Here is a 12,654-nt window from a genome sequence, read left to right on the forward strand (position 1 = left end):
AACACCCAATTATTCCTCCAGTAATAATCTTAAATTGGCTGATTTTGTGACACAGATCCAATAATCAGCAGCGCACTTGATCGCAATCATTCCTGTTATTCCTTCCTTGCTTTATTCTGGCTGAACCGTTTCAGTTGTGGCGATGTGACCGTTTTCCCCCTGTACTGGCCAGCAAGAATTCCCTGTACAAAACAGGTTGAAACGCTCAGGCTAACGGCACGTTTTTTCAGGTGTTGTTGAAGGTAGAGATGACCGTTCGCATAGCTATAAATGGTTTTGGTCGTATCGGGCGTAATGTGCTGCGCGCACTGTATGAAACGGGCCGCAGGGCGGAAATCACCGTGGTGGCGATCAATGAACTGGCTGAAGCCGTCGGGATGGCGCATTTGCTGAAGTATGACACCAGCCATGGTCGTTTTGCCTTTGACGTACGCCAGGAGCGCGATCTGATGTTCGTCGGTGACGATACCATCCGTATCCTGCATCAGGCCGATATCGCCACCCTGCCGTGGCAGGAACTGAATGTCGATATCGTGCTGGACTGCACCGGCGTTTTTGGCAGCCGTGCGGATGGCGAAGCCCATTTGCAGGCGGGCGCGAAGAAGGTGTTGTTCTCGCATCCGGGCGGCAACGATCTGGATGCCACGGTAGTGTTCGGTGTGAACGAACAGGCTCTTAAACAAACTGACCGCATTGTCTCCAACGCATCCTGCACCACCAACTGTATTATTCCGGTGATAAAGTTGCTGGATGACGCCTTTGGCATTGAGTCGGGCACCGTCACCACGATCCATTCGGCGATGCACGATCAGCAGGTGATTGATGCCTATCACAGTGATCTGCGGCGTACTCGTGCTGCAAGCCAATCGATCATTCCGGTGGATACGCGTCTGGCGGCGGGCATTACGCGTATTTTTCCGAAATTTAACGATCGCTTCGAAGCTATCGCGGTGCGTGTGCCAACCATCAACGTGACAGCCATTGATTTAAGCGTTTCGGTACGTCAGGCGGTGAAGGCTTGTGAGGTCAACGCCTTGCTGCAAAACGCATCAGAAGGGGCATTTCGTGGTATAGTTGACTATACGGAATTACCGTTAGTCTCAGTCGATTTTAACCATGATCCGCACAGTGCCATTGTGGACGGCACCCAAACGCGGGTCAGTGGTCACCACCTCATCAAAACCCTGGTTTGGTGTGACAACGAATGGGGCTTTGCTAACCGCATGCTCGACACAACGTTAGCAATGGCCGCAAGCGGTTTCAGGTAAGACGCGGTCTGCGTCTGGCAAAACTTATGAGAATCAACGAGAGGGTTCACCATGTCTGTAATTAAGATGACCGATCTGGATCTTGCTGGAAAACGTGTTCTGATCCGTGCCGATCTCAACGTACCAGTGAAGGAAGGGAAAGTGACGTCTGATGCACGTATCCGTGCTTCTCTGCCCACCATCGAAGCGGCGTTGAAACAGGGCGCGAAAGTGATGGTTACCTCTCACCTGGGTCGTCCGACCGAAGGTGAATACAACGAAGAGTTCTCCCTGTTACCGGTTGTTAACTATCTGAAAGACAAACTGAACGGCACCAATGTTACCCTGGCAAAAGATTACCTCGACGGCGTTGACGTCGCTGCGGGTGAGCTGGTGGTGCTGGAAAACGTTCGTTTTAACAAAGGTGAGAAGAAAGACGACGAAGCGCTGTCGAAAAAATACGCTGCGCTGTGCGACGTATTTGTGATGGACGCTTTTGGTACCGCGCACCGCGCACAAGCCTCTACTCATGGTGTCGGCAAATTCGCACCGATCGCCTGTGCCGGTCCGCTGCTGTCTGCCGAGCTGGAAGCGCTGGGCAAAGTGATGAGCAACCCGCAGCGTCCGCTGGTGGCGGTGGTGGGTGGTTCTAAAGTTTCTACTAAATTCGACGTGTTGCAGTCGCTGGTGAAAATCGCTGACACCGTGATCGTCGGTGGCGGTATCGCCAACACCTTCGTGGCTATCGACAACAACGTGGGTAAATCCCTGTTCGAGCCGGACTTCGTTGCGGCGGCGAAAGGCCTGCGTGACCAGTACGGTATTCCGGTTCCGACCGATTCCCGCGTAGGCACAGAATTCTCTGAAACCGCACCGGCAACCGTGAAAAAGGTTTCCGAAGTGGCGGATAACGAAGAAATTATGGACTTCGGTGACGAAACCGCACTGGCCATGGCGAAACTGCTGAAAGACGCCAAAACCATTCTGTGGAACGGCCCGGTTGGCGTGTTCGAATTCCCGAACTTCCGCAAAGGCACTGAAATTATTGCTAACGCTATCGCTGATAGCGAAGCGTTCTCCGTAGCAGGCGGTGGTGACACCCTGGCAGCGATTGATCTGTTCGGTATCGAAGACAAGATCTCCTACATCTCTACCGGTGGCGGTGCATTCCTCGAATTCGTGGAAGGCAAAAAACTGCCTGCTGTTGCCATGCTGGAAGAGCGCGCGAAGCAGTAATCATTTGGGGGCGACGCTCTGGCGTCGCCTGAAGGCTTGCCCTGACGCTTATGGGGCATAAAATCCAGTCCCCCTCGATTCGGGGATGAACGGTAAACGAAACAGGACACAACCATGTCTAAAATTTTTGATTTCGTAAAACCCGGCGTTGTCACTGGTGACGACGTTCAGAAAATCTTCAAAGTGGCGAAAGAGAACAAATTCGCCCTGCCAGCAGTGAACTGCGTCGGCACGGATTCCATCAACGCGGTACTGGAAGCGGCAGCGAAAGTGAAATCGCCGGTCATCGTTCAGTTCTCCAATGGTGGTGCTGCCTTCATCGCCGGTAAAGGTTACAAAACCGATAAACCGCAGGGTGCGGCGATTGCCGGTGCTATCGCCGGTGCGCATCACGTGCATCTGATGGCTGAACTGTATGGCGTGCCGGTTATCCTGCACACTGACCACTGCGCGAAAAAACTGCTGCCGTGGATCGACGGTCTGCTGGACGCGGGTGAAGCACACTTCGCCAAAACCGGTAAACCGCTGTTTTCTTCTCACATGATCGATCTGTCTGAAGAGTCACTGGAAGAAAACATCGAGATCTCCAGCAAATACCTGACCCGCATGGCGAAACTGGGTATGACCCTGGAAATCGAACTGGGCTGCACCGGCGGCGAAGAAGATGGTGTGGACAACAGCCACATGGACGCTTCTGCTCTGTACACCCAGCCGCAGGACGTTGATTACGCCTACACCGAGCTGAGCAAAATCAGCCCGCGTTTCACTATCGCTGCCTCCTTCGGTAACGTACACGGTGTGTACAAGCCGGGTAACGTGAAACTGACCCCGACCATCCTGCGTGATTCTCAGAAATACGTCAGCGAAAAACACGGTCTGCCGCATAACGCGCTGGATTTCGTGTTCCACGGTGGTTCCGGTTCTTCTGCTGCGGAAATCGAAGAATCTATCAGCTACGGCGTGATCAAGATGAACATCGATACCGACACCCAATGGGCAACCTGGGACGGTATCCTGCAGTACTACAAAAAGAACGAAGACTATCTGCAAGGCCAGCTGGGTAACCCGAACGGCGTAGATAGCCCGAACAAGAAATACTACGATCCGCGTGTATGGCTGCGCTCTGCTCAGGCTTCCATGGTGGTTCGTCTGGAACAGGCTTTCAAAGAGCTGAACGCTATCGACGTGCTGTAATTTTTACTTACAGTACAAAAAAGGCCCGAAAGGGCCTTTTTTTACGCATTATTTTCGGAATATTCAGTAAATTCAGACCACCTTTGGCGCTCATCCCCATTATTGTTTACCCTTGTACACGGGAGTGTCGGATTCATTCTGGCAGTTTTTGTTCTTTCCTGCGGGAAACTCAACAACAGGGCTAACAAATGGAAGATTTAAATGTCGTTGACGGCATTAACAACGCGAGCGGATGGCTGGTACGTAATCAGGAGCTGATCCTGAGCTATGTCGTCAATATTGTCGCGGCGATTGCCATCATCATCATCGGGATGATTGTGGCGCGCGTGATTTCTAACACCATCAACCGGGTGCTGGTGGCGCGCCATATCGATGCGACCGTGGCGGACTTCCTGTCGGCGCTGGTGCGCTATGGCATCATCGCTTTCACCATTATCGCGGCACTGGGGCGCGTGGGGGTGCAGACGGCTTCGGTTATCGCCGTACTGGGTGCCGCAGGTCTGGCCGTAGGTCTGGCGTTACAGGGGTCGCTGTCTAACCTCGCCGCTGGTGTTTTGCTGGTGACTTTCCGTCCGTTCCGTACCGGTGAGTTTGTCGATCTCGGCGGCGTGACGGGTACGGTACAGAACGTGCAGATCTTCTCCACCACCATGAAAAGCGCCGACGGTAAAATCGTCGTGGTGCCCAACGGTAAGATCATTGCCGGTAACATCGTCAACTATTCCCGTGAACCCATTCGCCGTAACGAGTTTATTATCGGCGTGGCTTACGATGCCGATGTGGACCAGGTGATTGCGTTGCTGAGAGAAGTGACCGAAGCCGACGAGCGCGTACTGAAGGATATGGGGATTCAGATCGGCCTGAACGAGCTGGCGGCTTCCTCGCTCAACTTTGTGGTGCGTTGCTGGAGCAAAAGCAGCGACCTGCAAAACGTCTACTGGGATCTGCTGAAAAACTACAAGCGCACACTTGATGCGCATGGTATCGGCATCCCTTATCCGCAGATGGATGTGCATTTCCATCAGGTGAAAAGTGACGCTGCGGTAGCTGAGCGCGCTGAATAATCATCCTGCCAGGTCATTAGCAGTTTTGCTAATGACCTATTAAATCTTTCCATTTCCTCTAATACCCACGCCTCTCTATACTCCACGTCATCGCTACTGTTGATGGGAAAAATTACGTGTTATCTGTTTATTTACAAGGGCTTGCTCTTGGGGCGTCGCTCATTCTGCCGCTAGGCCCGCAAAACGCATTTGTGATGAATCAAGGCATTAAGCGCCATTATCATCTGATGACGGCAGCCCTCTGTACGCTGAGTGATATCGCGCTGATTTGCGGCGGGATTTTTGGTGGTAGTGCGTTGCTCAATCAGTCACCGCTATTACTGATGCTGATCACCTGGGCAGGGGTAGCCTTCCTGACCTGGTATGGCTGGGGCGCACTACGCAATGCCTGGCAGGGTGATGTGTCGCTGGCATCGACAGAAGTCATGAAACAGGGACGCTGGCGCATTATCGCCACCATGCTGGCGGTGACCTGGCTCAATCCGCATGTTTATATTGATACGTTTGTGGTGCTGGGCAGCCTGGGTGGACAACTACCGTCGGCAGAAGCGCGGCGCTGGTTTGCACTGGGCAGCGTCAGTGCCTCGGTTATCTGGTTTTTTGGCCTGGCACTGCTGGCGGCCTGGTTATCCCCGCGGCTGCACACCGTGCGGGCGCAGCGGATCATTAACCTGCTGGTGGGATCGGTAATGTGGGTGATCGCCTTCCAGCTGGCGCGTCAGGGCATCGCCAACTGGTGATGCAGATGCAAACCGTAGAGCGCGGGTACAGCACCGGCGCTGGCAAGCATCTCAAGGCGTATCTGCCGGAAATTTACCCCAGGGGGTAGCGCGTGATGGCAGAGGGAGTGATGGTTGTCTCTGACCTCTGCCAGCAACATTTCATCCAGCCACAGACGATAATGGGTGGTGCAGTGCGGCGTTACCGCCTGCGCGTGGCCCATCTGTACTGTCTCCATCGCGTGGTCAAAATCGTTATCAAACAGCAGGGTTAACTGGCTGGCCTGCTGGGGTTGCTCCCATTGCCAGCTAACCGCAGGCGCGGCATCGTCGAGCGCGGGAACCCAGCCGTTGGTGTGGCTTTCCGGTCGCAGCTTGCCATTCAGCAGATAGTCGCGATGCCATAGTTGCAGCGGTGCCTCAAGGCTAAAGGCGAAAAGTATCTGCTGCGGCGCGCGGCGCGGCAGCCAGAAATCAAACTCATCGACACCATAATCGCCATCGTTAATCTGGCGCGTCCGCTTCGCCACGCGCGGGTTCAGGCTGTTGAACACCATCATCACGCCCGGCAGCTGCACACGCGTCAGGGCAACCTCAATCGCCGGGTTTTCCGCGAAGGCGATCATCAGATAGCGATCGCAATCGGCGCGGTAAGCAAAATCCAGCCGATACTCGCCCTGATCGTTAACCAGCAGGGTGTGGCTGGCCAGTTGCCGATCGCCGCAGGTATTGGCCGGGTTTTCGCTGGTCAGCAACGATACCTGTAACGACTGTTTTTGTGTGGCACGTAAATGTACCCTCAGCGCGGGCAGGCGCTCACCGGCTTTCACCGGCAGCAGCAGTGCACAGCGTGATTGCAACGGATGCCAGCCACCATCAGCAGGCAGGGTAGTGAGCTGGAGGGTGCTACTGACCGCGATTTTTGCCGCGCCAGCCGGGCTGATCAACTGCTGGCGTGGAATATAAGCACCCTGACGCAGTAATTGTTGCTGCAACTGCCCGATACGCTCAGGTACGGCCAGCTGGGCCGGGGTGAGTTGTTGTTGCTGGCAAAGCGCTGCGGCGTGTCCCACCACTTCCCCGAGCACGCCGCAGGTACACATCACGCGGGCGCTGCCGAACGCCACATGGGTGGCGGAGATCAGGCGGCCGGTTAGCAGCAGATTGTCCAGTGACTGGCTGTAGAGCGCACGAAACGGGATGGTGTAGGTACCTTTGCTGTGGAACTGACGGCAGCCCTCATGTTCGCTGTAGACGCCATCAGCGGGGTGCAAATCAATCGACCAGCCGCCATAGGCCACCGCATCATAATGATCCCGCTGTTCAACAATATCCTGCTGGCACAACAGGGTCGCGCCGAGAAAGCGGCGACTCTCCCGTTTGCCGGGGATTAAGCCGACCCATTCAATGGTCAGGTTGTTGGCATCGGGAAATTCACCGGAGTTTTTGATGTAGTCCCACACCCCCCAAACGATTTTCCACAGTTCCCATTTGATGGTTTCACTCTCATGTACCGTATCAAGCCGTCCTCCCCATTCCAGCCACCACAGATCGCAGCCGTTCAGTTCGGAAGTCAGGCGTTTATAACGCGGAATCGCCTGGATATCCTGCAAGGCGAAGCTGGGGGGAACAAAGCGCACCGGCTGTGTGGTGCGTTTGGTGTAGAAGTAAATCGAGTGACCGAGTTTATGGCCGAAATGTTCACCTGGGGCCATCTTCTCGCCGAATTCTTCCACCGATTCGGCCCCGACGCGATGCGCCGCCCCGGCCAGATAGCCGAGCACCCCGTCTCCGCTGGCATCGATAAACTGCCGGGCGCTGACAAAATAGCGCGTCTGGTTAATGGCATTGAAGGCGTGCACCGCCTCAATTTGCCGTCCTGACTTTTCGATCTCGCTGACCGTGGTATTGAGCAGCAACGTCAGGCCCGGCTGCGCCTGCACTAAATCCAGCAGCACCATATCAAACAGCACCGGATTGCCTTCTTTATTGCGCCACAGGTTCTCCTCCATGATCTCGCCCATGATGCCGCCCTCCCGCGCCCAGCGGTTGTTGTTGCCCATATGCGAGGTCGCGCCATTGGCCCACAGGCGCACTTCACTGGAGGCATTGCCGCCCAGTACCGGGCGATCCTGGATCAACACCACCTGCAAACCATCACGCGCAGCTGCCAGCGCTGCACAGACGCCCGCCAGGCCACCGCCCGCAATCAATACATCGGCCTGCAATGTTTGCAGTGGGAACGCACGGGCGGGCTGAGAGGAGAAAATTTGCATCATTTCATTCCTGTAGCTCTGAAGCTAAGATTAAATTTTTGACCGCCACAGGGTGACTTATGTCTTCTCAACCCAATCAAAGCCTGATTGACGGTATTCGCTGTCTGCAATATCTGGTCTCCAGTGGCAAAGCCGTAGGCTGCCGTGAGCTGGCGCGCCAGATGGGGATGAACAGCACACGGGTAAACCGTCTGCTGATGACCATGGCCGCTATCGGCCTGACGATGCAGGACGAACATCGCCGTTATTTGCCCGGACCGGGGGTCCACGCGCTGGCGGCCCAGGCGATTCGGGGTTCGTCGTTGTTTGCCCAGGCGCTGCCGCAGCTGGAGGCGCACGCACCGCGTGACATCGTGGTGGCATTGGGCGTGTTGTGGGAGGATCAGGTGATCTATATCTGGCACTCGGAGCCTGGCGAGCGCACCAGTACCAGCCAGGCGCTGGCGGGATTCCATATGCTGCCTGCCTGGCAGTCGGTAATTGGTGTCTCGCTGCTGGCGGCGGAAAGCGACGAAGCGCTGCGACCGCGCTTCAGTGATGAGCAATGGACGCAGCTGGCCCCGTTGCTGGCACGTAAACGGTCGCAGGACACCCTCATCTGGCATCGTGATGATGGCGAAGTCAGCATGGCGAAGCCGATTAACAATAACCGTGCGGCACTGGCTTTCGCCAAAATCTGGCAGACGGATGAAGCGCATCTCAGCCAGCGGCTGGCGCAGTTGCAGGCGCTGGCCGAGCGTATGATCAGTGCGCGCTGACATGGTCAATTTTCCCGACGATAAACAGATAGCTGGCGATACCAATGGCAGCCAGCACGGCAATAAAGGCCAGTGCCGGGGCAAAATTATCGCCATCAATTAACGCGCCAATGGCAATCGGCACCACAATCGAGGAGAGCGCGCCGGTAAAGTTGAACACCCCTCCGGCGAGACCAATCAAATGGCGGGGTGCCAGCGCGGTGACAAAGACCCAGGTGATGGTGGCCAGCCCATTGCCAAAGAAGGCGACAGACATAAACAGCATGATCAGGGTCGCGTTATCGGTGTAGTTGGCCCCGAGGATAAACAGCGTCAGAAACAGCCCAAGGATCACCGGCAGCTTGCGCGCTACGCTGGCAGAGACGCCGCGTCGCATCATACGATCGGAGGCGAATCCCGCCAGCAACACGCCGCAAAAGGCCGCAAAGTAGGGCACCGCCGCCACGTAGCCGCTCTTAATAAATCCCATATGGCGATATTCCACCAGGTAAGTTGGGAACCAGGTAAGGAAGAACCAGAAGGTGGCGGAGATGGTGAACTGGCCGATATAAATGCCCACCAGTTTGCGGCTGCGGAACATGTGCGCCAGATCCTGCCAGCGGGCGCGTGGCTGGCTGGCGTGTTGACGGCTTTCCAGCAGCGCGCCATTGCTGCGCAGATAATTCAGCTCGGCATCTGAAACGCCTTTATGTTCGGTCGGTTCACGATAGAGCAGGTACCACACCAGCGCCCAAATCATGCCTGCGACACCGGTGATCACAAACAAACCGCGCCAGCCAAAGACATCCTGCACATGGAACAGCAGTGGCGTCATACAGGCGAGGCCGACAAACTGCGCCGAAGAATAAATGCCAATGGCGCTGGCGCGTTCCTGTTCCGGGAACCAGCTGGAAATCACCCGATTATTGGCGGGCATCACCGGCGCTTCAAAAGCACCGACGCCAAGCCGCAAACCAAACAGCGCGAGGAAACTACCGGCAAAGGCGTGCAGCGCAGTGACCAGTGACCAGATAAATAACCCGACGCCATAGACCAGCCGTGCACCAAGACGGTCAATCAGAAAACCGCCGGGAATCTGCAACGCGGCGTAAATCCAGCCAAAGGCAGAGAAGATCAGCCCCATCTCCAGCGGGGTGAAACGCAGTTCGCCCGTCATCGCCGTGGCGGCGACCGACAGATTGGTGCGATCCATATAATTGATGATGATGTTGATAAACACCAGACCCAGCATCAGAAAGCGGGTGCGTCCGGCGCGGATGCCTGCGGTAGCTTGGGTTATTGGCTGCTCTGTCATCGTGAAACTCTCCCGGAGGTCAGAGTGTTTCTTTAATAGAAACATTTGTACGGAAATTCAGCGAATAAACATCGGTGATTTTGTGATCGCGGAGACGATAAAACAGCAGAGTGCCCGAACTTTTAGCAGAATCAAAACTCAGACCATCACGCATGGTAATGTGTAGCGGGCTTCGCCATAGTGGCGGCCTTAGAACTGACTCTTCAAGGAGGACTTCCGTGAAACTGAAAGCACTGGCGCTGGCCGCCGTAATGAGCGCAGGCGCATTGCCTGGTATGGTTCTGGCGGGTGAATTGCCGAACGGACCGCATGTGGTCACCTCAGGACAGGCCAGCGTGGAGGCCCGTCCGGATATCGCTACGCTTTCGATTGTGGTGAATGTTTCATCGAAAGATGCGGCAGATGCGAAAAAACAAGCCGACAGCCGTGTCGCGCAATATTTTGATTTCCTGCAAAAAAACGGTATCGAAAAGAAAGATATTGATGCAGCCAATCTGAGCACTCAGCCAGAGTACGATTACACCAAAGAGGGTAAATCGGTGCTGAAAGGCTATCGCGCGGTGCGTCAGGTGCAGGTGACGTTGCGTCAGCTGGAGAAGCTGAATGAGTTGCTGGATGGGGCGCTGAAATCCGGTCTGAACGAAATCCGTGCCGTGGACCTCGGCGTGGCACACCCGGAAACCTACAAAGACCAGGCACGCAAAGCCGCAATCGCCAATGCGACGCAACAAGCGGCGGCGCTGGCCGAAGGCTTTAACGCCAAACTGGGTCCGGTGTATAGCATCCGTTATCACGTTGCTAACTACCAGCCGATGCCGATGGCGCGCATGTTTAAAGCCTCAGCCGCCGAAGCGGATACCTCAGCACAGCAGACCTATGAGCAGCAGAGCATTCACTTTGACGATCAGGTGGATGTGGTGTTCGATATCAAACCGAACGCACAGTAATAAGAAGGGGCGCTGCGGCGCCCCTGTTGGCTTAGGCGGCCAGGTCGTCCTGGCGCAGTACGCGATGTCCGTGCGCAATCAGCGCGTCGGTCACGCGGCGCATCAGACGGCTTTCCGGTGCAAAGCGGTGCCAGTACAGCATACGGCGCTGGTACAGACCGGGCGTCAAATCAACCAAATCTCCGCTCGCCAGCTCACGCTCAATTTGCAGATGCGGGATCATACAGCAGGTCGAACCCTGGCGTGCCAGCTGCACAAAGGCTTCGGACGAGTTAACAATATGGCAGGGCACGCTGCCCGGCGACAAATCGAAATTCTGCTGCAGAAAAGCCTGATGCATATCATCCAGATGGTCAAAGGCGATGGCCGGTGCCTTCAGCAACGCTGAACGGGTCACGCCATTGGGAAAGTAGCGATCGGCAAATTCAGGTGAAGCCACGAACAGATAGTCGAGCGCGCCCAGCTGGTCCACCAGGCAACTCGGCAGTGGCTGCGGCTGAATACTCACTGCGCCTACCACTTCGCCGCGACGTAAACGTTCCTGAGTACGGGTTTCATCCTCAACCTGGATATTCAGGCGCACCGGCGAATCTGCCAGCACATCCTTCAGCGCGGGCAGCAACCAGGTTGCCAGACTGTCGGCGTTCACCGCCAGCGATAACAGCAGCGGCGTGGTGCCACCATTTTCATCACCCAGCCATTCCTCTTCCAGCAACTCCACCTGATGCAATAACGCCAGCAGCTTCTGCCCCTGCTCAGTCGGACGCGGCGGCACGGTTCGTACCAGCAGCGGCTGGCCGAATAAATTCTCCAGCTGTTTAATACGCTGCGATACCGCCGATTGCGTAATGCAAAGTTTCTGCGCGGCGCGCTCAAAGCCGCGCTCACGAATCACAGCATCCAGCGCCTGAAGCGTTCGATAATCCGGGCGTTTCATTCTTGTTCTCTCTCGTTCAGGGTGGAGGTTACTATGCCACAAAAATGTAAAAGATGGTTTTTGTGGACTGAGTTACAAAGCCTTTAACAGCCGCGCATTTTTATGCCGCCTTGTTTTATACTACGCGCACCTCGTTGTCGCACAGGTTTTAAACATACCATGACCCAGGATGAACTGAAAAAAGCGGTAGGTTGGGCAGCACTGCAATATGTGCAGCCGGGCACCATTGTTGGCGTTGGCACCGGTTCAACCGCCGCCCACTTTATTGATGCTTTAGGCTCGATTAAGCATCAAATCGAGGGTGCGGTTTCCAGTTCGGAAGCCTCAACGCAGAAGCTGAAATCCCTTGGCATTCACGTATTTGATCTCAATGAAGTGGACTCGCTGTCGGTTTACGTTGATGGCGCTGATGAGATCAATCCACAAATGCAGATGATCAAAGGCGGTGGTGCGGCGCTGACGCGTGAGAAAATTGTCTCGGCGGTGGCTGAGAAATTTATCTGCATTGCTGATGCGTCGAAAGAAGTGGATGTGCTGGGCCACTTTCCGCTGCCCGTTGAAGTCATTCCCATGGCGCGTTCCTATGTGGCGCGTGAACTGGTGAAGCTGGGCGGCTTGCCGGAATACCGTCAGAACGTGTTGACCGATAATGGCAACATTATTCTCGACGTGCATAATCTTCGCATTCTCGACCCTATCGCGCTGGAAAAATCCATCAACGCGCTGCCTGGCGTGGTGACCGTCGGGTTATTTGCGGCGCGTGGTGCGGATATCGCCCTGATCGGCACTGCCGATGGCGTAAAAACCATCAAAAAATGATCTGTCCGGCGCTCTCGTAGCGCCGCTTATTTCCGTACGCAAAACATCTTTTCTTCGTATGCTGAAATTCGGTGACTTATGTCACAAAACAGTCATCAACAGCAGGTTAATTCTTCGCTCCGGGCGCATATCCCGATTTTGTACGGCATTGTGCTGCCCCAGC

General features: G+C 55.4%; 11 protein-coding genes. 8 read left to right on the top strand and 3 right to left on the bottom strand.

The window, feature by feature from the left end; all coding sequences use genetic code 11:
* Nucleotides 1-248: 248 nt before the first annotated feature.
* From epd to argO, 5 genes are all read left to right on the top strand, one after another.
* On the top strand, nt 249-1,268 hold the full coding sequence (gene epd / locus PW844_RS28560) for an erythrose-4-phosphate dehydrogenase (protein WP_208716366.1): 1,020 nt from the start codon (nt 249-251) through the stop codon (nt 1,266-1,268).
* Between the two features lie 51 nt (nt 1,269-1,319).
* The gene (gene pgk, locus PW844_RS28565; RefSeq protein WP_299459992.1) at nt 1,320-2,483 is read left to right on the top strand and encodes a phosphoglycerate kinase; all 1,164 of its coding nucleotides are present in this window, start codon (nt 1,320-1,322) and stop codon (nt 2,481-2,483) included.
* Nucleotides 2,484-2,597: 114 nt separating this feature from the next.
* Complete coding sequence (fbaA, locus tag PW844_RS28570; RefSeq protein ID WP_084876575.1) at nt 2,598-3,677, top strand: class II fructose-bisphosphate aldolase; 1,080 nt, start codon at nt 2,598-2,600, stop codon at nt 3,675-3,677.
* Nucleotides 3,678-3,865: 188 nt separating this feature from the next.
* Nucleotides 3,866-4,741, top strand: a complete 876-nt coding sequence (mscS, locus tag PW844_RS28575; RefSeq protein WP_299460001.1) for a small-conductance mechanosensitive channel MscS — start codon at nt 3,866-3,868, stop codon at nt 4,739-4,741.
* A gap of 116 nt (nt 4,742-4,857) precedes the next feature.
* Nucleotides 4,858-5,481, top strand: coding sequence for an arginine exporter ArgO (gene argO / locus PW844_RS28580; RefSeq protein ID WP_299460004.1), 624 nt, complete (start codon nt 4,858-4,860; stop codon nt 5,479-5,481).
* Here the strand turns inward: argO and PW844_RS28585 are convergent.
* Nucleotides 5,460-7,739 (bottom strand): FAD-dependent oxidoreductase, encoded by a 2,280-nt coding sequence (locus tag PW844_RS28585; RefSeq protein WP_299460008.1) that lies wholly within the window; start codon nt 7,737-7,739, stop codon nt 5,460-5,462. The genes argO and PW844_RS28585 overlap by 22 nt on opposite strands.
* Before the next feature lie 56 nt (nt 7,740-7,795).
* Between PW844_RS28585 and PW844_RS28590 the strand changes: the two genes are divergently transcribed.
* A complete protein-coding gene (locus PW844_RS28590; RefSeq protein ID WP_299460010.1) occupies nt 7,796-8,494 on the top strand; it encodes an IclR family transcriptional regulator in 699 nt (232 codons plus the stop codon).
* On the opposite strand, the gene PW844_RS28595 is transcribed toward PW844_RS28590, so the two are convergent.
* Nucleotides 8,481-9,788, bottom strand: coding sequence for an MFS transporter (locus PW844_RS28595; protein WP_299460013.1), 1,308 nt, complete (start codon nt 9,786-9,788; stop codon nt 8,481-8,483). The two genes, PW844_RS28590 and PW844_RS28595, sit on opposite strands and share 14 nt — an antisense overlap.
* Nucleotides 9,789-10,006: 218 nt before the next feature.
* Between PW844_RS28595 and PW844_RS28600 the strand changes: the two genes are divergently transcribed.
* The gene (locus PW844_RS28600) at nt 10,007-10,735 is read left to right on the top strand and encodes an oxidative stress defense protein (protein WP_084876569.1); all 729 of its coding nucleotides are present in this window, start codon (nt 10,007-10,009) and stop codon (nt 10,733-10,735) included.
* A 31-nt stretch (nt 10,736-10,766) separates the two neighbouring features.
* Here PW844_RS28600 and PW844_RS28605 read toward each other — a convergent pair whose 3' ends face one another.
* Entirely contained in the window at nt 10,767-11,672 is a 906-nt protein-coding gene (locus PW844_RS28605) for a LysR family transcriptional regulator ArgP (RefSeq protein WP_084876568.1), read from the bottom strand.
* 159 nt (nt 11,673-11,831) lie between these two features.
* Here PW844_RS28605 and rpiA point away from each other — a divergent pair, with 159 nt between their 5' ends.
* Nucleotides 11,832-12,491, top strand: a complete 660-nt coding sequence (rpiA, locus tag PW844_RS28610) for a ribose-5-phosphate isomerase RpiA (protein WP_299460020.1) — start codon at nt 11,832-11,834, stop codon at nt 12,489-12,491.
* Nucleotides 12,492-12,654 lie beyond the last annotated feature (163 nt).

This window comes from Pantoea sp., assembly GCF_028283705.1.
Lineage (GTDB): Bacteria > Pseudomonadota > Gammaproteobacteria > Enterobacterales > Enterobacteriaceae > Pantoea.